The sequence below is a fragment of the Pseudomonas urmiensis genome (genome assembly GCF_014268815.2).
In the GTDB taxonomy this organism is placed as follows: Bacteria; Pseudomonadota; Gammaproteobacteria; order Pseudomonadales; family Pseudomonadaceae; genus Aquipseudomonas; species Aquipseudomonas urmiensis.
The window spans coordinates 2,459,785-2,480,809 of sequence record NZ_JABWRE020000001.1 but is presented as its reverse complement, the minus strand read 5'-3'; the positions used below and the strand labels follow the sequence as shown (position 1 = coordinate 2,480,809).

At 61.9% G+C, this 21,025-nt stretch carries 21 protein-coding genes; 9 read left to right on the top strand and 12 right to left on the bottom strand.

The genetic code is table 11. From position 1 onward, the window contains the following. Positions 1–3 precede the first annotated feature (3 nt). Positions 4–1,386 carry a cysteine--tRNA ligase gene (cysS, locus tag HU737_RS10970; protein ID WP_186555264.1) on the top strand — a complete coding sequence of 461 codons (1,383 nt, stop codon included), beginning with the start codon at positions 4–6 and terminating at the stop codon, positions 1,384–1,386. Positions 1,387–1,519: 133 nt separating this feature from the next. Here cysS and HU737_RS10965 read toward each other — a convergent pair whose 3' ends face one another. From HU737_RS10965 to HU737_RS10910, 12 genes are all read right to left on the bottom strand, one after another. Further along, positions 1,520–2,902, bottom strand: coding sequence for a sensor histidine kinase (locus HU737_RS10965; protein WP_186555265.1), 1,383 nt, complete (start codon positions 2,900–2,902; stop codon positions 1,520–1,522). Beyond that, the gene (locus HU737_RS10960; protein WP_186555266.1) at positions 2,880–3,560 is read right to left on the bottom strand and encodes a response regulator transcription factor; all 681 of its coding nucleotides are present in this window, start codon (positions 3,558–3,560) and stop codon (positions 2,880–2,882) included. Before HU737_RS10960 ends, HU737_RS10965 begins: the two co-directional genes overlap by 23 nt. A 269-nt stretch (positions 3,561–3,829) precedes the next feature. Beyond that, a complete protein-coding gene (locus HU737_RS10955) occupies positions 3,830–4,846 on the bottom strand; it encodes a branched-chain amino acid aminotransferase (protein WP_186555267.1) in 1,017 nt (338 codons plus the stop codon). A 118-nt stretch (positions 4,847–4,964) separates the two neighbouring features. Then, on the bottom strand, positions 4,965–5,114 hold the full coding sequence (locus tag HU737_RS10950; protein ID WP_186555268.1) for a P-loop NTPase family protein: 150 nt from the start codon (positions 5,112–5,114) through the stop codon (positions 4,965–4,967). Positions 5,115–5,126: 12 nt separating this feature from the next. Beyond that, positions 5,127–5,486: a hypothetical protein gene (locus HU737_RS10945; protein ID WP_186555269.1), complete on the bottom strand. Its 360-nt coding sequence runs from the start codon at positions 5,484–5,486 to the stop codon at positions 5,127–5,129. Continuing rightward, positions 5,483–5,857, bottom strand: a complete 375-nt coding sequence (locus HU737_RS10940; RefSeq protein ID WP_186555270.1) for a glyoxalase superfamily protein — start codon at positions 5,855–5,857, stop codon at positions 5,483–5,485. The genes HU737_RS10945 and HU737_RS10940 overlap by 4 nt, the downstream gene beginning before the upstream one ends. Before the next feature lie 74 nt (positions 5,858–5,931). After that, positions 5,932–6,774: a type IVB secretion system protein IcmH/DotU gene (gene icmH / locus HU737_RS10935; protein ID WP_186555271.1), complete on the bottom strand. Its 843-nt coding sequence runs from the start codon at positions 6,772–6,774 to the stop codon at positions 5,932–5,934. Between the two features lie 53 nt (positions 6,775–6,827). Further along, a complete protein-coding gene (locus HU737_RS10930) occupies positions 6,828–7,973 on the bottom strand; it encodes a DUF6708 domain-containing protein (RefSeq protein WP_186555272.1) in 1,146 nt (381 codons plus the stop codon). Positions 7,974–8,097: 124 nt separating this feature from the next. Continuing rightward, positions 8,098–9,258: a DUF6708 domain-containing protein gene (locus HU737_RS10925; protein WP_186555273.1), complete on the bottom strand. Its 1,161-nt coding sequence runs from the start codon at positions 9,256–9,258 to the stop codon at positions 8,098–8,100. Next, positions 9,258–11,897, bottom strand: a complete 2,640-nt coding sequence (locus tag HU737_RS10920; RefSeq protein WP_186555274.1) for a T6SS effector BTH_I2691 family protein — start codon at positions 11,895–11,897, stop codon at positions 9,258–9,260. The genes HU737_RS10925 and HU737_RS10920 overlap by 1 nt, the downstream gene beginning before the upstream one ends. Before the next feature lie 10 nt (positions 11,898–11,907). After that, positions 11,908–12,789: a DUF4123 domain-containing protein gene (locus HU737_RS10915; protein ID WP_186555275.1), complete on the bottom strand. Its 882-nt coding sequence runs from the start codon at positions 12,787–12,789 to the stop codon at positions 11,908–11,910. After that, positions 12,786–14,978, bottom strand: a complete 2,193-nt coding sequence (locus tag HU737_RS10910) for a type VI secretion system Vgr family protein (RefSeq protein ID WP_217838528.1) — start codon at positions 14,976–14,978, stop codon at positions 12,786–12,788. Before HU737_RS10910 ends, HU737_RS10915 begins: the two co-directional genes overlap by 4 nt. Before the next feature lie 436 nt (positions 14,979–15,414). On the opposite strand from HU737_RS10910, the gene HU737_RS10905 reads away from it, so the two are divergent. Genes HU737_RS10905 through ureG form a run of 8 tightly spaced genes read left to right on the top strand, consistent with a single transcriptional unit; the run spans position 15,415 to position 20,959 of the window. Next, complete coding sequence (locus HU737_RS10905) at positions 15,415–16,248, top strand: urease accessory protein UreD (protein ID WP_186556973.1); 834 nt, start codon at positions 15,415–15,417, stop codon at positions 16,246–16,248. Between the two features lie 10 nt (positions 16,249–16,258). Next, complete coding sequence (locus HU737_RS10900; RefSeq protein WP_186556975.1) at positions 16,259–16,561, top strand: urease subunit gamma; 303 nt, start codon at positions 16,259–16,261, stop codon at positions 16,559–16,561. 10 nt (positions 16,562–16,571) lie between these two features. Beyond that, positions 16,572–16,889 carry an urease subunit beta gene (locus HU737_RS10895; protein WP_186556982.1) on the top strand — a complete coding sequence of 106 codons (318 nt, stop codon included), beginning with the start codon at positions 16,572–16,574 and terminating at the stop codon, positions 16,887–16,889. After that, positions 16,886–18,589 (top strand): urease subunit alpha, encoded by a 1,704-nt coding sequence (gene ureC / locus HU737_RS10890; protein WP_186556984.1) that lies wholly within the window; start codon positions 16,886–16,888, stop codon positions 18,587–18,589. Before HU737_RS10895 ends, ureC begins: the two co-directional genes overlap by 4 nt. A 10-nt stretch (positions 18,590–18,599) precedes the next feature. Next, positions 18,600–19,091: an urease accessory protein UreE gene (ureE, locus tag HU737_RS10885; protein WP_186556986.1), complete on the top strand. Its 492-nt coding sequence runs from the start codon at positions 18,600–18,602 to the stop codon at positions 19,089–19,091. Positions 19,092–19,101: 10 nt separating this feature from the next. Continuing rightward, positions 19,102–19,647 (top strand): HupE/UreJ family protein, encoded by a 546-nt coding sequence (locus tag HU737_RS10880; protein ID WP_186556988.1) that lies wholly within the window; start codon positions 19,102–19,104, stop codon positions 19,645–19,647. Continuing rightward, positions 19,647–20,321, top strand: a complete 675-nt coding sequence (locus tag HU737_RS10875; protein WP_186556990.1) for an urease accessory protein UreF — start codon at positions 19,647–19,649, stop codon at positions 20,319–20,321. The genes HU737_RS10880 and HU737_RS10875 overlap by 1 nt, the downstream gene beginning before the upstream one ends. An 11-nt stretch (positions 20,322–20,332) precedes the next feature. Next, positions 20,333–20,959 (top strand): urease accessory protein UreG, encoded by a 627-nt coding sequence (gene ureG / locus HU737_RS10870; protein ID WP_186556992.1) that lies wholly within the window; start codon positions 20,333–20,335, stop codon positions 20,957–20,959. Positions 20,960–21,025: the final 66 nt, after the last annotated feature.

Here is a 21,025-nt window from a genome sequence, read left to right as displayed (position 1 = left end):
GCCGTGCTTAACATCTACAACACGCTGAGCAAGACCAAGGAAGCCTTCAAGCCGCTCGATGGCAACAAGGTGCGCATGTACGTCTGCGGCATGACCGTCTACGACTACTGCCACCTGGGCCACGGCCGCAGCATGGTGGCGTTCGACCTGGTCACCCGTTGGCTGCGTAAAAGCGGCTATGACCTGACCTACGTGCGCAACATCACCGACATCGACGACAAGATCATCAACCGCGCCAACGAGAACGGCGAGACGTTCGATGCGCTGACCGCCCGCATGATCGACGCGATGCACGAAGATGAGCGCCGCCTGAACATCTTGCCGCCCGATCAAGAGCCGCGTGCCACCGACCACATCGCCGGCATGCACGCCATGATCCAGACCCTGATCGACAAGGGCTATGCCTACGCGCCGGGTAACGGCGACGTGTACTACCGGGTCGGCAAGTTCGTCGGTTACGGCAAGCTGTCGCGCAAGAAGATCGAAGACCTGCGCATTGGCGCGCGCATCGAAGTCGACGAGGCCAAGCAAGACCCGCTCGACTTCGTCCTGTGGAAGGGCGTCAAGCCCGGCGAGCCGAGCTGGGAGTCGCCATGGGGCCCGGGTCGTCCAGGCTGGCACATCGAGTGCTCGGTGATGTCCACCTGCTGCCTGGGCGAGAGCTTCGACATCCACGGTGGCGGCAGCGACCTGGAGTTCCCGCATCACGAGAACGAGATCGCCCAGAGCGAAGCGGCCACCGGCAAGCAGTATGCCAACGCCTGGATGCACTGCGGCATGATCCGTATCAACGGCGAGAAGATGTCCAAGTCGTTGAACAACTTCTTCACCATCCGCGACGTGCTCGAGAAGTACCACCCGGAAGTGGTGCGCTACCTGCTGGTGGCCAGCCACTACCGCAGTGCGATCAACTACTCCGAAGACAGTCTGCGCGATGCCAAGGGCGCGCTGGAACGCTTCTACCACGCGCTACGCGGCTTGCCGCGGGTGGCCGCGGCTGGTGGTGAAGAGTTCGTCGAGCGCTTCAGCGTGGCGATGAACGACGACTTCGGTACGCCGGAAGCCTGTGCGGTGCTGTTCGACTTGGTGCGCGAAATCAACCGCCTGCGCGACAGCGATCCGCAGGCCGCCGCTGGCCTGGCCGGTCGTCTGCGTGAGCTGGGCGATGTGCTGGGGGTGTTGCAGCTGGAGGCGGATGACTTCCTGCGTGCCGGTGCCGAAGGCAAGGTCGATGCAGCGCAAGTGGAGGCGTTGATTCAGGCGCGTCTGCAGGCACGTGCTGACAAGAACTGGGCGGAGTCTGATCGGATTCGTGACCAGATCACGGCCATGGGCGTGGTGCTGGAGGACAGCAAGGGCGCGACTACCTGGCGTCTGGCTGACTGATCTGGCATTTTGGGGCCGCTTTGCGACCCTTCGCGGGCAAGCCCGCTCCCACAGGGACCGCGCATGCCTAAGGGCGGCGCAGTCCTTGTGGGAGCGGGCTTGCCCGCGAAGGGTCGCAGAGCGGCCCCAGGCGTCAACTGGCCAGCGGGCAGTGCAGCACCAACCTTGCCCCGCCTAGTTCACTCTCGCCAACCTCCAACCTAAACCCATGCAAATCCACGATCGCCGCCACGATCGACAATCCCAGCCCAAACCCCGGATGCCGGTGACCTTCGTCACTGCGATAAAACCGCTTCAACACCGCAGCTCGCTCCTGCTCGGGAATCCCCGGGCCACTGTCCTCGATAGCAATATGTACGCCCTCGGCATCCTGCCGGGCGACGATCCTCACCTGGCCGCCCTCTGGGGTGAACTTGATGCCATTACCCACCAAATTGGCCAACGCCTCGAACAGCAGTTCGCGATCACCGTGCAACGCCGCCAACTGCGCCGGCTGCTCCAAGCTCAGGCGAATGCTGCCATCCTCGGCCAGCGGCAGGTAGAAATCATGCAGCTCGACTAACAGCGCATGCGGATCGAGTTCGACGAACCCGGCCCGGCGCTGGCGGTCTTCCAACTCGCTGATGCGCAGCAAGCCGCGAAAACGCGCCATCAGCGTGTCGGTTTCACCAATGGCCTGGTCCAGCGCCTCGGCCTGCGGCGAATCATCGCCACTTTGCTGTCGAATCCGGTAAAGCTGTGCGCGCAGGCGGGTCAGCGGTGTGCGCAGATCATGGGCAATGTTGTCGCACACACCCTTGACCTCGTGCATCAGCCGCTCGATGCGATCGAGCATGGCGTTGACGATGGCAGCGAGCATGTCCAGCTCATCGCGGCGTGCCGACAGCGGCAGGCGGTGGGTCAGGTCGCCGGCGACGATCAACTCGGCGCTGGCCTGCACCGCGCGGATACGTTTGAGCGGGCGTCGGCGCAGCAAATACCAGCCAGCGAAACCTGGGATCAGGGTCAGCGAGATGCCCCAGAGCAGGGCATCGAGGATGATCCGGGTGACCACGAACAACGAGCCGTTATCGCGTAGCAGCACCAGCCAGCGGCCATCCTGAACCTTGATCGCCACGGCATCGCAGCTATCGCTGAGCATGTGTGGGTCATCTGCGTCCAGGCAACGCTTGAGCTCATGGATCTTGCCGTCCAGCCCCAACTCCGGCGGTATGCTGCGGATCCGCCCGCCAATCGGATTGAGCTGGGCGTCGAACAGCCCGTAGGCGTCAAAGCTACGCTCTTCGAAGGCCTGGCTGGCAATCAGTGCATCGTCCAGCTGCTTGCCGCTCATGTGGGCGAACAAGTGCTGGCGCTGCAGCATCGAGTGGCGGGTGAGTTTGTTCAGGTAGCTGGAGACCTCGAAGTACAGCACCCCCATGAGGATGCTGCTCCAGGCCACGAACAGAAAGCTGTACAGCGCCAACAGGCGGCTGGTCGAGGAGCTCCAGCCCTTAGACGGGTTCAGCAATGGCATAGCCCGAGCCCCGTACGGTACGGATCAGCGGCGACTGGCCGGGCGAGTCGATCTTCTTGCGCAAACGCCCAATGTGTACATCGATAAGGTTGGTGCCGGGGTCGAAGTGATAGCCCCAGACCTCCTCGAAGATCATCATCCGAGTGATCACCTGGCCGGAATGGCGCATCAGGTATTCCAGCAGCTTGTACTCGGTAGGCAGCAGGTTCAGGGTCTGTTCGCCGCGGCGTGCTTCGTGGCTGATCAGGTCCAGCTCAAGGTCGGCGACCTGCAGGCGGGTCTGGGTCATGGGCACGCTGTTGCGCCGTAGCAGCACTTCGACCCGGGCGGCCATCTCGTCGGAGGCGAATGGCTTGGTCAGGTAGTCATCGCCGCCAGCGCGCAGGCCGCGCACGCGTTCGTCGACATCGGACAGGGCGCTGATCATCAGGATCGGCGTGGCGATCTTGAGGTTGCGCAAGGTTGTGACGATGGTCAGGCCATCGACCTCGGGCAGCATGCGGTCGAGGGTGATCAGGTCATAGCCACCGGCAATGGCCTTGGACAAGCCTTCCCGGCCGTTATCGGCCCAGTCCACCTCAAGGCCGTGGCTGGACAGTTCAGCGACGATTTCCTGGGCGGTGACGGCGTCGTCTTCGATGGTCAGTACGCGGGTCATGCTGGTTCCTGGGCGGCGAATGGAGACTTGATTGTGCCAAAGAATAGACAAACGGCGATTTAAGAAAAATTCATCTGCGCGACTGATAGGAGGCTTTCGGGTTCTGTGGTGATGGTAATGGCCTCATCGCGGGGCAAGCCCGCTCCCACGGAGGTTGCAGGAGCATTCGTGGGAGCGGGCTTGCCCCGCGATGAGGGCAGCACCGCCACCACAAAAAAATGGGGCATGCCAGCGCTGGCATGCCCCATCGTTCACTGTATCGCGAAGTCTCAGTCGACCTTGACGATCCAACCTGCCGGCGCTTCGACATCACCGCTCTGGATGCCGGTCAGCTCGTTGTACAGCTTGGTGGTCACCGGACCGACTTCAGTCTCGCTGTGGAACACATGCAGCTTGCCGTTGTACTGAATACCCCCGATCGGGGTAATCACCGCAGCGGTGCCGCAGGCGCCAGCCTCGACGAAGCGCTCCAGGTTGTTGATCTCTACGTCGCCCTCGATCACTTTCAGGCCCAGGCGCGATTCGGCCAGTTCCATCAGCGAAAGGCGGGTGATACCTGGCAGGACCGAGGCCGACTTGGGCGTCACGAATTCGTTGTTGGCGGTAATGCCAAAGAAGTTCGCCGAACCGACTTCCTCGATCTTGCTGTGAGTCAGCGGGTCGAGGTAGATGCAGTCGGCGAAGCCGGCTTTCTTGGCTTCGTAGCCAGGCTGCAGGCTGGCGGCGTAGTTGCCACCGACCTTGGCCGCGCCAGTGCCTTGCGGCGCGGCGCGGTCGAAGTCGGAGATCAGGAACTTGTGCGGGGTCATGCCGCCTTTGAAGTACGAGCCGACCGGAATGGCGAAGATCGAGAAAATGAACTCCGGTGCGGTGCGCACACCGATGTTGTCACCCACGCCAATCACGAACGGACGCAGGTACAGGGCACCTTTGCCGTGCGGCGGAACGAAGCGCTCGTTGGCCTTGACCACCTGCTTGCAGGCTTCGATGAACTGTTCGGTCGGCACGCGCGGCATCAGCAGGCGGTCGCAGCTGCGCTGCATGCGCAGGGCGTTCTGGTCGGGGCGGAACAGGTTGATCGAGCCATCCTTGCAACGGTAGGCCTTCATGCCTTCGAAGCATTGCTGGCCATAGTGCAGAGCAGTCGAGCCTTCGCTGATGTGCAGCACGTTGTCTTCGGTCAGGGTGCCCTTGTCCCACTCGCCATCGCGAAACACGGACAGGTAGCGCTTGTCGGTCTTGATGTAGTCGAAGCCAAGCTTGTCCCAGTTAATCTCGTTACTCATGACACCCTCGTTTGTCTTGCAGATGCCCGATCGCTCAGGCTGCTGTTATTTGCGCACCTCGCCACGATAATACATCCGCCGCAGATCGGAAACGCCCAGTCATAGATTCGCCGCTCAGTCACAGCCGCAGATTGCCGGTTGGCTGCAAGCGTTCGATAAAGGCCAGGTCATGCGCAACCACCCGCATTGCCCCGCGAAACTGGCCGAGCATCAGTTCCAGCGCGTGCAGCGAAAGCAGGTCGAGATGAGTGTTCGGCTCGTCGAGCACCAATAGCGCCGCTCAGCGCCCCAGCAAACGTCGATCCCAGTTGCCCGCATGGCTGTGCTGGCACGCTTGCTCGCTGTCGAAACGCACGTGCCAGGCGACATGATCCAGGTGCACGCCAGCCTCGCTCAGGGCCTGGGCAGTCAGCTCGAGCATGCGCGCCTTGGCAGCTCCTGCCACGGCGGCGTCCTTGTCGGCTTCTTGTTCGAATACCCAGGTGATGCGCAGGCTGGCAGGAAAGTTGTCTGGCGCAAGGCGGTGGGTGAGCCAGGTGAAGCCGACGATCTCGCTTTTGGCGATCTCGCAGGCTTCGGTCAGGCAAACCACCAGCTCACGCTCCAGGCGGGCCAGGTCGCGTTTGCTCAAGGCCTTCATTGAGCGCTGTCGTCGATCTGCTGGCAGAAGCGCAGGCGATTGCCGAAAGGATCCCAGATCTGCATCTGCAAGCCCCAGTCGACGGGCTCAGCCTCGGGGCGCGAATAGCCATATTGCTTGGCCTGCAACTCGCGCTCCAACGCTCGCAGATCTTCCACCCGGGCAAAAATGGTGGCGCCGGGCGAGGCATCGCCGTGGTGCTCGGAAAGGTGCAGGATCAGGCCATCGCGGTGGATCTGCGCGTACAGCGGCAGGTCCGGCGAGAAACGGTGCTCCCAGTCGAGTTGAAAACCGAGGAAGTCGAGGTAGAACTCCTTGGCCTTGTCGACCGAGAAGATGCGCAGGATCGGGATAGCGGGGGCGAGGTGCATGGGACGTCCTTGGTCATTGGCGAGCCGTTACTTTAGCGCAGTTCGTGCTCGCCTTAGCCGGTTGCGTTCAACGCCTACTGCAGAATGCCGTTGAGCGATTGCAGTACTTCATCGGTAATCATCTGCAAGCGATAGCTGTAGAAGCCGTACAGCGCGGCCAGGGCCATAGCGCTGATCAGCAAAGGGCTCCACCATGGCCACTGGCGCTGCATGCGAAAATTGCGCGGTGCAACATTGTGCGATGAGTCTGCAAAGAACTCGGGTGTCGGGCCCCGGAGCTCGCGGATGATCGCGTGCAACTTGACGATCAGTGCTTGAACAGCCTCGTCACCCTTGGGTTCGATAGCGTATTTGCCCATAAGGCCCATGCACAAACACATGTACATGAACTCCAGTACGTCCTGAAAGCGTCGTGGCTCCTGCATCATGCGCGACAGCACGGTAAAGAACTTCTCCCCGCCCCAGGTTTCCTGATGAAAGTCGCTCAGCAAGGGCTGTTGGCTCCAGCTGGAGTTCTTGCCCCAGTCCGTCCGCATCACGGTCTCGTCAAGATACAGGCACAGCGAGTACGAATAGGCCAGCAACTGGGTCGGCTCATACGCGTGTTGGCGCATTTCCTCCAGGATTTGGTTGATCTGGTTGTGAACCTGTTTGTACAGCTGTGCAATATCGCTGTGGCCGTCCAGCGTTTGCAGACGCATCGCCAAGCCAAACAACGGCATTGCTGCATCGATCATCTGATTGCTGAAGGCGCCACGTAATTGAAATTGAGGGTCGGCGGCATAGAGCGGGGCGTGTGCTTCGGGGCGGGATTTGATTGTGGGTGGCGGGGTGCTCTCGCGGGTGGCCTTGGCGTCTTGGAAATTTATGAGTAGGCCAGCGCCCAGCGCATCCTGCTTGGTGTTTTGCGTGCTCATCGATTATTGCTCCTAATTATGTAGGGGTGCCGAGTTTTGCGTCTGGTTGCTGGTTACGAAGGCTTAGGGTCGGCTTTGCGAATACGAGAGACCTTGCGCGGTTTCTTCTCCGGGCGTTGACCTGGGCGTACAGCCCAAAGGTGGGCGTTTTCTCGGAGGCGCTGCTGAATGTGCGGTGGATAGTCGGCAAGGGTCGTCAACGGCGGTACAGGCTTGCCTGGCATACCTGCTTGGCGAATGATCTTGGGCCAGCGCGGTTTCCAGCACAGCAGCAGGCTGAGCCAGTGGCCGGTGCCGATGATCAAGAAAGCGGGGGAGATCAGGACCAGGCCGACCTTGATCAGCTTCGAGGCATTGCGGAAATAGTGCGTGACGCCTTCGAACTGCGGGGTGAACGCTTGCCATGGCCAGGGGAAGTGCGAGGTGATGCGTGGTCGGGGTAGTCCTTCGGGGCCTTCGTCCATGAAGCGGCGGATGAACTCCCACTCGTCGCGGATTTCGCCTTGATGGTTTGCTGATTTGCCGACCCAGGCAACTTCTGTGCGTAGCGTCCCGGTAAACGGGGGAGACCAACAGAGGGCAAGGGGGACACCTATACCGCCTGCCACTGCATACTTGTCAGCGGAACCACTTGAAGTCACCCCTTCCCACGGCAGCGTGACGATCCCGCCACAGTAGCTTGGGCGATGTAGATACACCTGTTGAGTGATACGGTTGAAACGGATCAATAGGTGACGGGAAGTGAACATCTCGAGTTGGGTGAAACGTAGGCAGTATTTCAGATAAAACCAAGTTGTGGGTAGTGTAAGTATGGTGAGCCACGTGGCCATCCACAGGTACCCAGTTGCGATAGCACCCTCACTGTAATAGTAATCTATGGTCCAAATTGTACCTGCAGTAATGCCAATGAAGCCGTTGATTATTAAAAAAATAATTGTGGCGGACACAATGCTGATGAGTCCCCGTTTTTCTTCAAACATGCCGCTGCGAATCTCAAGGATGCGGTTGTTGAATACGTAAACGGGGCCGCGACTTTTTGGGGTTTCACTGGCTCTAAGTTTTGCAGCGGCCATTCCTTCTTGTTCATCGCTTTCATAAGTGCAGATTTTTTTGCGTAACCTTTGCGTTTTCACATCTTTTTTACGTTCTTCTTCTGGTATGAGTGAAGCCTCCCAAACGCCCCATTCAAAAAAATACATCACAAAGCCTCGCTTATGGCGTTTAAGAAGTCAGATGGTCCGTGTTTGAGAGTGATGCAACATCTGTCGCAATAGTGTTTCAATACGTAGCCCGAAAAATGAAGAAGGAAATTTCTCGAGGCAATCATGGCTTAGCCCTCGAAGCAGGCTTGGTGTCGGTGCTCCGGCGTTTGGAGGGCCCTCGCGGTTTCTTCTCCGGGCGCTGCCCAGGGTGTGCCGTCCAAAGGTGAGCGTTTTCTCGTAGGCGCTGCTGAATGTGGGGTGGATAGTCGGCAAGTGTCGTCAACGGTGGAACGGGTTTGCCTGGCATACCGGCCTGGCGAATGATCTTGGGCCAGCGCGGTTTCCAGCACAGCAGCAGACTGAGCCAGTGGCCGGTTCCGATGATCAAGAAAGCGGGGGAGATCAGGACCAGGCCGACCTTGATCAGCTTCGAGGCATTGCGGAAATAGTGCGTGACGCCTTCGAACTGCGGGGTGAACGCTTGCCATGGCCAGGGGAAGTGCGAAGTGATGCGCGGGCGGGGCAATCCTTCGGGGCCTTCGTCCATGAAGCGGCGGATGAACTCCCACTCGTCGCGGATTTCTCCTTGATGGTTTGCTGATTTGCCGACCCAGGCCAGTTCGGGGTGCAGAGTGCCTGTGACCCGGGCTGACCAGTGGAGCGCTAGCGGCACGCCCACGCCGTCAGCAATGGCGTACTTGTTGGCGGACCCGCTTGAAGCGACTCCTTCCCACGGCAGAACCACGATACCGCCACAGTGAGGCGGTCGATGAAGATAGACCTGTTGGGTCGTACGGTTGAAGCGAATCAACAGGTGGCGCGAGGTGAACATTTCCAGTCGGGTGAAGCGAAGGCCGTATTTTAAATAGAACCAGGTTGTAGGCAATGCTAGTAGGGTAAACCATGCACTTATGAAGAGATATTCACTTGCGAAGGTGCCTTTGCTATGAAAGTGCTCTATGGTCCATGTTGCACCGCTAATTATGCCGGCAAAGCAATTGGCAATGATATAAATTACTGTGGCTGATAAAATACTAATCAATCCGCGTTTTTCCTCAAACATTCCGCTGCGTATTTCTAGGATACGGTTGTCGAAGGCGTAAACGGGGCCTCGGCTTTTTGGCGTTTCACTTACGCTTAACTTTGCTGCAGCCTCTTCTTCTGCTTGTTCATTTTCATAAGGTGTGATTTTTTTGCGCAGCCTGCGAGTTCGCGCATCTTCATTCTTATCCGCATCTGGCTCGAGGGCGGCTTCCCATGATCCCCATTCAAAAAAGTACATTACAAAACCTCGGTGACGGATTTTAAGAAGTCCACCATTTCGTCTGCGTCGGAGTTATAGCGCTTCGCTGTTGGATTTAGACTAAAGCAACATTTTTCGCACCACTGCTCCAAGGCGTCATCATCCATTATCAGTAAATAAGTGGTTGCGCCCAGTGCTATTGATCCGCCAATCCAGCCGAGGCGGCTAAGCAGCAACATGATTGCTCGGTTTGCGGCAAGTCGATTAGATAGTGAAGAAAGTCGAATAAATACAGAGCCAGGGTTATTATTGCCACGTAGGGCTAACCATTCGAAATACATGCCCGCTTGCGAAAAAGCGACTCCTCCTTGGCCCATCACGAGTGCACCTGTTGCCATTGCTCTGGCGGAGTAAGCTACCCCCAGACTGGTTGCGTGATTTCCTGCTCGCTCTGCTTGGTCAATTTTTGTTTTCGCATCAGCAAAATCCCAATAAATGCTAACAATCCCTCCCGCAGCCGCCATCCCCGCTCCCCACAAGCGAAAGCGCCCCAGGCTGACTTGCGCGCCCCGCGCCGCTGCCGAGCCCTGGCCTACAGTGGCCAGCGCCTGTTCGGTCCCCACCGCGAGTAACTCCATGCCCGCCGCCGCACTGGTCAACCCCGCGGCTGCCACTTCACTCCAGAACCGCCGGTCCTTGTTGTCCCGCTGCCCCTGCAGCAACAGCAGGCTCGCCTCAAGCAGCAACAACCCACTGGCGACGCGCAATCGGTAGAACGCATTGCTCTGCGCGCCCCGCACACTGTCGACATAGGCTTGCTCCAGGCGGCGCACGATCGGGGCGGCGACGCGTCCGGGGGAGGGGGCGCGGCCATCCAGGGCGTGTTCGGCCAGGCGCAAGTTCAGCGCCTGTTCACCCAACGAGGCCACCAGGTAGGTAGTCAAGCGTCGATGCAGCCGGTGGTCGCTGCTGTTGGGCATGCCCGCCTGCAGGCTTTCTCGCCCCAGCTGGCCCAGCCATGCCAGGGCGCCAGCGGTGTTGATCTGGCTGTGCTCGGCAAGCTGATCGAGGTGGCCATCGACGCGGCTGAACTGGGCAGCCAGTTCCTTGGCCTGCTTGAGCGTGGTGTCGAGCATCTGCCACGGGTCGGCGGGCGCGTGCAGGTTGGCGAGCTTCAGCCGGGTTTGTTCCAGCACCTGGGCGATGTCGCGCTGGTTGAACACGAACGAGCGCAGCGCCAGGTTGGCTGGGGTCATTTCTTCGGCTTGCCACCACTGGGCCAACAGGCGCGCGCCGGCCGGTACCGCTTCCATGCCGATGACGCACAAGCCGCTCTGGTGAGCGAAGCACAGCCCACTGTTGAGGTCGTTGTCGTCGTAGTAGGCCAATGCCTCCAGCAACGTGGGGCTGAGCAGCCAGACCAGATGGTCGTCGGCGCGTGCCTCGGCCAGTCGTTGCGCTTCTTCGCTCTCCTGGCGGAACCAGCCAAGCTGTACGCGCATACCGCCCAGGTTGACCCGGGGCAGGTAGCGTTGCTCGAACTGTTTGGCGAACTCGCCTTGCTCGGCGCGGGCTTGCAGGTCTTGGCGCACCAGCTCGCTATTGATATCGATGAGGCTGTCCTTGAACTGATTCCAGCCTTCGCGGTTCATCCCTGGCAGCAAGGCTTGATCGCTGTCTTTGAGCTGCACGCGCAAGGTTTCGGCGTGCCGGCCCATGAGCGCGGCGACCTTGCGTTCGCTGAACTGCTGGTGCAGCTCGGTGAAGGCTTGGGCGACCAGGGTCTTGCGCTCGTTGCTCGGCCCGGGCTTGCCGTCGGGGCCGGCCGGCTCGGTGGTCTGCAGCCAGTCCTTGAGGTGTTCAAGGCCGGCGTTGCGCCAGGCATTGAGCTCTTGGGTGATACCGATGGCATCTTCGACCACCAGGGCAACCCCGCGTGGCTTGAGCGGGTCTGCCATGGGCCTGAGCATCTGCCGGACGCCGGCCAGGGAGAGGACGCTGGGTGTACTGAACAGTTGGCGCTGGAGCAAGGTGCGCAGCTGCGGATCGTACTCGGCGGCAAAGTCGGCGACTTGTTCGAGCTGGTCATGGGTCAGCACATGCGGTTCGGGCGTCGGGCAGGCTGCGCCGGTGAAGCGGCCGATGTTCACGGCGGGCAGGCTGTGCCGCCGGCGCAGCAATTGTTGCTGGGCGGCTACGGTCAGCGGGTCGGGGCTGTAAAACACGCGCAGCGATTGCAGATCGTCCAGGTCGTGCACGTTGAAGGCCCAGGCGATGTTGCGCAGTACGTCCTGAACGCCGAGGGCTGGCGGTGGCTCCCAGGGCGCGTCGGGCTCGGTGAGTGACAACGAGCCGTTGGCGGCAATCCGATAGGGCCGGTGCAGGGTAGCGCGGCCAGTGCTGGTGCGCTGTTCCATCACGTACAGGAACCCTTCGCGCAAAGGGCGTATGGCATAGGCTGCATGCTTGAGCGCGGCGACTTGCTGGGGCTGGCGCAGGTGCTCGGCCAGATCGGGCAAGCGCTTGCGCTGGCCGGGGTTGCCGCCAACCACGGCGTAGCGCAGCGGCAGGATGGTGAAGGTGCGGGTGCAACTGACGGCGGGGCCGAGGTCGAACTGCTCGCTGAGTTCTTCGCAGGATTTGCGGTTGAGCTCGAGGAAGTCTTGCCAAGCGATCATCTGAGCGTCCTTACAGCAGCGATTGAATGTCCGCCTGGGCCAGGGCGTCGGCGAGCAGGCGGGTATTGGCAAGGGCTTGATCCAAGGCGTGCTGCCATGCAGCGCAGGTTTTCAAGGTGCTCTCGTGGATAGCCATGCAATTGACATAGGTGATCAAGTCCGCTTGCCGGGTCAGGCCGGCGGCGCGCGCTTGAGCAAGATGGTGTTGGGCAAGCCCAAGGCGCACGCCGTGACAACGGGCAGGCATACCGCTGGCGGCCAGTGTGCTTTTGAGTTGCTCGGCAAGGCGCTGGCTAAGCGGTTCACCGCTGAGTGCATGCCAGCACGCCTGGTCAAGCGCCAGGCCAGACAGGCGCTTGCCGGCAGGCAGGTCACCTCCGCTCAGGCACTGCCAGGATTGTTTTTGATGATCTGGATAGGGCACCCACCAGCTATGGATAGGTGCCAGCCAGTGCGCGATGTCTGGCAGATCCCGGCGTGCATGCAGCACTTTCAGGCTGTGTTCGGTGTGATAGCGCAGCAGGTAGCGATGGCCATCGGCAGCCCGCACGATGTTGGCTTGGCCGAGGTGCTCAAGCAACGCTGCGGCCGGCAGTTTGCTGACGATCCAGCCACAGATGCCTTGCATGGCAAGTTCATTGAGCATCCAGAAAAAGTCCCACTGGCCTTCCAGGCTGGCGCCCTCGCGCGGCACACACAGGCAGGGGGACACCGATAGCAGGTTTTTGAAATCGCTCTGCTGCAAAAGCGACCACAGCCTGCCTGGGCATTTGCTCGCGAGCCGTTCTCGCCCTTGTTCGCTGAGCCGACCGAGCTCGACGATCGCGGCCAGGCGATACTGCGAAGACTCGCGCAAAGGCGTGAACAGGGCGTCTCTGAAAGCATCATTCATTGGCCGGCTCCTTCCATGCGCACTACGCTACGGCCCTCTTGGATGGCTTTGAGCAGGCAACTGACGCATATCGGCTCGCCTACCACTGGCGCGCCGTCGATGGCAAACGCGTTGCTGCTGCCGGTAGCGTTTTGCGCCACCGGGCCTTTGATAGTGATGGCCACGCCCTCGAGGGTAATGCCGGCGCCATCGAGTCGAAGCAATCCGCCTGGGCTCTTGATGGTCAGGCTGTCGGCGACTTCAATGTCAAACACCTGGGTCTGCTGCTTGATCGCTTGGCCTGCACGTAGCTCGACATGGCCGGCCACCTGTTGCTGCAGATGGCCGCCAATTTCCACCGAGTGATTGGCGGTGGTTTTGTCCTGGCGGTGATTGCCGACCGTTTCGATCCGATCCTGGCCGGTGACAATGGTCTGCGTGCGGCCGATGGTCAGGCTGTCGTCATTGCTGATTTCATGCAGGCGGTTTTGGCCAATGCTGACGGACTCATCGCGGCCAACGTCTTCGCGGCGGTCATTGCCAATCGAGACCGTTTCGTCATGCTCGACCCGTTCGCTGCGGTCGTTGCCGACGAAGGTAGTTTGGTTGTGCTTGACGTGGTTGTTCTGATCCCTCTGCGCATGAATGAACACCTCCTCATGCCCCAGCTCATCCTCGAAACGCAGCTCATTGAAACCTTGGCCCTTGTGGGTCTGGCTTTTGATGGTCATGCGCGTCTTGTGCTTGGGCAGCTCGTACGGCGGTAGCTGGTTGGCGCAGTAGGTGCGGCCGGTGATCAGCGGCTGGTCGGGGTCGGCATTGACGTAGTGGATGATCACTTCCTGGCCGATCCGTGGGATGGCCATCGCGCCCCAGCTGCCGCCGGCCCAGCCTTGCGAGACGCGCACCCAGCACGAGCTGAACTCATTTTCCTGGCTGTCGCGGTCCCAGGGGAAGCTGACCTTGACCCGGCCCCATTCATCGCAATAGATCTGCTCGTTGGCCGGGCCGACCACGGTGGCCATGTGCGGGCCGTCGATATGCGGCTTGGGCAGCAGGGCGGGTTTCCACTCGATGCGCCCGGGAATCAGCGTCGCCTGTTGCAGGTAGCGGGTGCCCTGGTCGGCGCCCACCGCCTCTTGCTGCAGGCTGGTGAACTGGCAGCCCTCGTGGTGCACGCCGATCACCCGCCAGTGGGCGTTGAGGTCTTCACGCGGGTGGTCGATCAGGTTGAAACTCAAGCCCGGTTGCAGGCGCACATCGTCGCCTTCGACCTGGGCGATGCGTGCATCGTGGCGCAAGGCGGTGAGGCGGTTGTGGGTGAACGGCTTGCCGACCACATCCCGCTTGTAGCGTCCGGGATAGTCGAAGCGCTCGTAGGCCGGGGACTGGTGCTGCAGGTCGCTGGCAGTGGCGGCATGCTCCTGGCGATAGGCGGGGTGCTTGAAGCTGTAGTCGCGCTGCACCTGGCGGGCGCTGCGCACCTGTTCGCTGTAGCGAAAGCGGTGCAGGGCGGGTTTGGCCTGATCGCCGCCGCCGTTGGGCTGGTAGAGCACGGCGATGGGGTCGGCGTCGGGCGTTTCGACGTCATCGACAAAGCCTTCATCGTCGTCTTCGGCCTTGATCACGCTGCGGCTGATCAGGCCCATCTCCAGCAGGCGGTCGGTGATGATCAGTTGATGGCCGGTGGCGCTGTGCTCGAAGCTGTAGATAAAGCCTTCTTCGGCGGCCAGGCGGGACAGGAAGTCGAGGTCGGTTTCACCGGCCTGGACACAGAATTCGCGAACCTGATGGTCGAAACAGGCCACCAGGCTGACGTTGCTCAGCCGCTGGGCCTGGAACATCAGTTCAAGGATTTGCGGCACGGTCTTTTGCTGGAAGATACGCCAGTTCGAGCGCAGGCTGGCGCGGGCCAGCTGCGGTTCGACCAGCGCCTGGTAGCGGGTGCGAGAGAAGCCGCTGTCACCCTGGCTGAAGCTGCTGACCAGGCCGTGCACGTAGCGCACCGGGCGTGGGCCGTGCCAAATGGTGAACAGCACAGGCTGGTCGAGCAACTGGGCAAAGTCGACGTCGGCGTCGGCGCTGACCAGCTCCAGGTTGAGCTTGAACGGGGTGCTCAGGGCTTCATCGAGGGTGAACGAGACCACCTCGAATGCGGCGTCGCCGACCAAGGTTTGCAAGCTGTAGCGAAGATCGGATTGGCGGGGCATGAGAAGTCCTTGTCTGCTGGGAAGCGGCCATCCATTGGGCAGATTCGCGGGTTGTGCGCTAACAGCCACGCAGGGAAATGGGCTGCCTCGGGCTCAAGTCCCGACACTAACGAAGAAGCATTTCTCAGTGATATTTTTGCCTTCCCAAAAGGGTGTAGGAAGTTTCTCTATTTCATCTGGGGGGACAGGAATGGACGCATCGCGGGCACCGTATCGGAGCAATCTATCGCCCTGCGATTGTGCGCCAAGGCGCAGGTGCTCGATGCCAGAGCATCTGCGCAAACAGTTTCACAATCATTCACCTGCGTAGTTGGCCCGCAACCTGCTATATCCAGCCATCGAATTTGATCGAGTGGTCAGGCTGGTAAAGCATCTTCGCTGCTACCCCCGACCCTCATAACCGGCCATAGCGCCACGGATTTGCAGGGGCCGCAGGATGTTGCAGGCGGAACAACCAGAGAAAATCGAACAGGACGCGGGTTGGAGCGCCCACCTGCAGTTGCGCTTCGTCGAGCGCGATGGGGTGACCCGCCTTGGTGCGCGCAAGCATTTTGGACCTCTTTTGGTGCAGCGCCCGTTCTACCCAGAAGGTGCACCGTGCCATGTGTACATCCTGCATCCGCCCGGGGGCATCGTCGCGGGTGACCGCCTGGAGCTGGATATCCAGCTCGAACCTGGCAGTCATGCACTGCTCACCATGCCGGGAGCCAGCAAGTTCTATCGCAGCATCGGGCCCACCGCGCGGCTTACGCAGCACTTTCACCTGGCGGCGGGCAGCACCTTGGAGTGGCTGCCACAAGACAGCATCTTCTTCTCCGGCGCCAGGGCCAGCCTCGATAGCCGCTTTACCCTTGAACCCGGTGCCCGGCTGCTGGCCTGGGAGACCCTGTGCCTGGGCCGGCCGGTGATGAACGAGCGCTTCAGCCAAGGTGCGCTGGACAGCCGCCTGCGCATCGAGCTGGCGGATGATCCGGGCCTGCACGAGCGCCTGCGCATCGAAGGCGGGCGCCTGGCAAAAGTTGCCGAGCATCCATTGCTCGCGACCTTCTGCGCGGCCCCGGCCGACCAGGCCCTGCTCGAGCAGGTCCGCGCCGAATTGGAGCAGCTCGCCAACCCAGCAGGCGCGACCCTGCTCGGTCAGTTACTGGTGATCCGCCTGCTCGATCACGACAACCAACATCTGCAACACACCCTGCAGCGCCTCTGGCATGTGCTGCGCCCGGCCGTTCTCGGCCTGGCGCCATGCCCGCCGCGCATCTGGGCTACCTGAGAGAGACGCCGTGGAGCTGACCCCAAGAGAGAAAGACAAACTGCTGTTGTTCACCGCCGCGCTGCTGGCCGAGCGCCGTCTGGGCCGCGGCTTGAAGCTCAACTACCCGGAAGCGGTGGCGTTGATCAGCGCGGCAGTGATGGAGGGCGCGCGGGACGGGCGCAGTGTCGCCGAGTTGATGAGCCTGGGGCGTGAAGTGCTCAGGCGTGACCAGGTCATGGACGGCGTACCCGAGATGATCCACGACGTCCAGGTCGAGGCGACCTTTCCCGACGGCACCAAGCTCGTCACCGTTCACGACCCTATCGTCTAAGGAGCCCCGCATGATCCCCGGAGAAATCCAGGTCGCCGCCGGCGATATCGAACTCAATGTAGGCCGTGCCACGGTCAGCGTCAGCGTCGCCAACCATGGCGACCGACCGGTGCAGGTCGGTTCGCACTACCACTTCTATGAAGTCAACGACGCGCTGGTGTTCGAGCGTGAGCCGACCCTCGGCTTTCGCCTGGACATACCGGCCGGCACCGCGGTGCGCTTCGAACCTGGCCAGGCGCGCACCGTGCAGTTGGTGGCCTACGCTGGCAAGCGAGAGGTGTATGGCTTCCAGGGCAAGGTGATGGGCGCGCTGGAGGGCAGGCTATGAGCCGAATATCCCGCCAGGCCTATGCCGACATGTTCGGCCCCACCGTGGGCGATCGGGTGCGCCTGGCCGACACCGCGCTGTGGGTGGAAGTGGAGAAGGACTTCACCATTTATGGCGAGGAGGTCAAGTTCGGCGGCGGCAAGGTCATCCGCGATGGCATGGGCCAGGGCCAGATGCTGGCGGGCGAGGCGATGGACCTGGTGCTGACCAACGCGCTGATCATCGACCACTGGGGCATCGTCAAGGCCGACATCGGCGTCAAGCAGGGTCGCATCGCCGCGATCGGCAAGGCAGGCAACCCGGATGTGCAGCCCGGCGTCACGGTGCCGGTTGGGCCCGGCACCGAGGTGATTGCCGCCGAGGGCAAGATCGTCACCGCCGGTGGCATCGACTCGCATATTCACTTCATCTGCCCGCAGCAGGTCGAAGAGGCATTGACCAGTGGCGTCACCACCTTCATCGGTGGCGGCACGGGGCCGGCGACCGGCACCAATGCCACCACCTGCACGCCGGGTCCGTGGTACCTGGCGCGCATGCTGCAGGCGGCCGATTGCCTGCCGATCAATATCGGCCTGTTGGGCAAGGGCAACGCCTCGCGCCCCGAAGCGCTGCGCGAGCAGATTGCCGCAGGTGCGGTTGGCCTGAAATTGCATGAGGACTGGGGCTCGACTCCGGCGGCCATCGACTGTTGCCTGGGCGTGGCCGAGGAGATGGACATCCAGGTGGCGATCCACACCGACACCCTCAACGAGTCGGGCTGCATCGAAGACACCTTGGCGGCGATTGGCGATCGCACCATCCATACCTTCCACACCGAAGGCGCCGGTGGCGGGCATGCGCCCGATATCATTCGTGCGGCGGGGCAGGCCAACGTGCTGCCGTCCTCGACCAACCCGACCTTGCCCTACACCGTCAATACGGTCGATGAGCACCTGGACATGCTCATGGTCTGCCACCACCTCGACCCGAGCATCGCCGAAGACGTGGCCTTCGCCGAGTCGCGCATCCGCCGCGAGACGATTGCCGCCGAAGACATCCTGCATGACATGGGCGCCTTCGCCATGACCTCGTCCGACTCCCAAGCCATGGGCCGGGTCGGTGAAGTGGTGCTGCGCACCTGGCAGGTGGCGCACCAGATGAAGCTGCGCCGCGGCCCGCTGGCACCAGACAGCGACTACAGCGACAACTTCCGGGTCAAGCGCTACATCGCCAAGTACACCATGAACCCGGCGCTGACCCATGGCATTGCCCATGAAGTCGGTTCGGTCGAGGTCGGCAAGCTGGCTGACCTGGTGCTGTGGGCGCCGGCGTTCTTTGCGGTCAAGCCGGCCTTGGTGATCAAAGGCGGGATGATCGTCACCGCGCCGATGGGCGATATCAACGGCTCGATCCCCACCCCGCAGCCCGTGCATTACCGGCCGATGTTCGGCGCCATGGGCGCCGCCCGGCATGCCACGCGCATGACCTTCCTGCCCCAGGCGGCGCTTGACCGTGGCCTGGCCGAGGAGCTCAACCTGCGCAGCCTGATCGGCGTCGCCCACGGCTGTCGCCAGGTGCGCAAGGCGCACATGCTGCACAACACCTTGCAGCCTGTCATTGAAGTCGATGCGCAAACCTACCAGGTGCGCGCCGACGGCGAGTTGCTGGTTTGCGAACCGGCCCGCGAATTGCCGCTGGCCCAGCGTTATTTTCTGTTCTGAAGGAGCAAGCATGATTGTCCTGACCCGACGCATCGCCGATGCCGCGACGGTGACCGCTAGCGTCACCTTGGATGTCGACAGCCGTATCAAGAGCCGCCTGCGTGTCACCCTCGACGATGGCCGCGAGGCCGGGCTGATGCTCGAACGCGGTCATCTGCTGCGCGGTGGCGAGCTGCTCGCTGACGCCGACGGCAGCCAGGTCGTGCGTGTGGTGGCCGCGCCAGAGGCGGTATCCACGGTGCGCTGCAGCGACCCTTTGCTGCTGGCTCGCGCTGCCTATCATCTGGGTAACCGCCATGTGCCACTGCAGATCGAAGCCGGGCTGCTGCGCTATCAGCATGACTATGTACTCGATGACATGGTGCGCGGCCTTGGCCTGAGCGTGGACGCCGAGCAGGCGCCATTCGAACCGGAAGCAGGTGCCTACCAGAGCGCGCCGCATAGCCACAGCCACAGCCATGGCAACGATCATCCGTTCGTGCGCCTGCCTGCCCATTCCTGAGGAAACATCAATGAAAAAAAGCCTTGCCCTGTTGTTACTGCTGGTCGCCGTACCGGCTTTCGCCCACCCTGGCCACGACAGCAACCCGCTGCACGATGGCTTGCTGCATCCGCTGACGGGCCTCGATCACTTGCTGATGCTGCTGGGTACCGGCGTGCTGGCGGCACTGACCCGGCGCAGCCTGGCCTTGCCGCTGGCGACCTTGGCGGCGATGTTCGCAGGCGCAGTGCTGGGGCATCTGTTCGGTGATGTGCTGGGGATGGAAAGCATGATCATCGGCTCCCTGCTGGTGGCTGCCGCGGCGCTGCTGGTGCCAGGTCGGCAGCTGTTGCTGGCGTTGGCCATGCCGATCTTCGCCTTGTTCCATGGCTGGGCGCACGGTGTGGAAGCGACCCCGAGTGCGTTCTGGCTGTTCAGTGCAGGCTTTGTCACCGTCAGCGGCCTGTTGTTGGCGGCAGGCTTTGCCGTAGGTTGCCTGCTGCGTCGCCATAGCGGCTTGCAGAAGGCCTTCGGCGGCGGCCTGCTGGCCGGCGCTGCGCTGGTCGTGGCCGGTTGATGAGCAGCGACCTGGCGCTGCTGCGCCTGCTGCAGCTGGCCAGCCCCGGCTTGCCGGTGGGCGGCTTTACCTATTCGCAAGGGCTGGAGTGGGCGGTCGAGGCTGGCTGGGTGAGCAACATTGCCAGCTTCTGTGACTGGCAGCGAGAGCAGTTGCACGACACCCTCGGCTACCTCGACTGGCCGCTGCTGGCGCGCCTGTACCATGCCTGCCTGGCCAATGACGCCCAAGCCTTCGGGCGCTGGAGCCAGTTCTTGCTGGCCAACCGCGAGACCGCCGAGCTGCGCCTTGAGGAGCGCCAGCGCGGATATGCCCTGGCGCGGATGCTCGACGGCTGGCAGCTGGGCCAAGACCCGGCCTGGCGAGCGAGCCTTGAGCTTAGCCAGCTGGGCGGTATGGCCTGGCTGGCCGTGCACTGGTCGATCCCGTTACGCCAGCTAGCCCTGGGCCTGGGCTTTGCCTGGCTGGAAGGGGCGGTGATGGCTGGGGTCAAGCTGGTGCCGTTCGGCCAGCAGGCCGCCCAGACCCTGCTGCGCGACCTCGGTGAAGCGCTGCCCGCAGTGCTCGACCAGGCCTTGAGCCTGAGCGACGAGCAACTCGGTGGCGGCTTGCCGCTGCTGGCAATTGCCTCGTCGCGACATGAAACCCAATACACCCGTTTGTTCCGTTCTTGAGGACTGCCTTCATGCAAAGCTATCAGCAACCCCTGCGCGTCGGTGTCGGCGGCCCGGTAGGATCCGGCAAGACCGCGCTGCTCGAAGCGCTGTGCAAGGCCATGCGCGATCACTACCAGATCGCCGTGGTGACCAATGACATCTACACCAAGGAAGATCAGCGCATTCTTACCGAGGCCGGTGCCCTTGAGCCTGAGCGTATCGTCGGGGTAGAGACCGGCGGCTGCCCGCACACCGCGATTCGCGAGGATGCCTCGATGAACCTGGCCGCAGTGGAGGCCTTGGCGCGCAAGTTCGGCAACCTTGAGGTGATCTTCGTCGAGAGCGGCGGTGACAACCTCAGTGCCACCTTCAGCCCGGAGCTGGCCGACCTGACCATCTACGTGATCGACGTTGCCGAGGGTGAGAAGATCCCACGTAAAGGTGGCCCGGGGATTACCAAGTCGGACTTCCTGGTAATCAACAAGACCGACCTGGCGCCCTATGTTGGCGCTTCGTTGGAAGTGATGGAGCGTGATACCCAGCGCATGCGCCCGCAGCGGCCTTGGACCTTCAGTAACCTGAAGAAGGGCGAGGGGTTGCAGGCGGTGATCGATTTCATCGTCGAGCGCGGGATGCTGGGGGTCAGAAGTTCTTGACGTCGCAGTGCCATGGCTGACCACCAGTCGCCCTCATCGCTGTGACGTGTCCTGCGATGAGGGGCG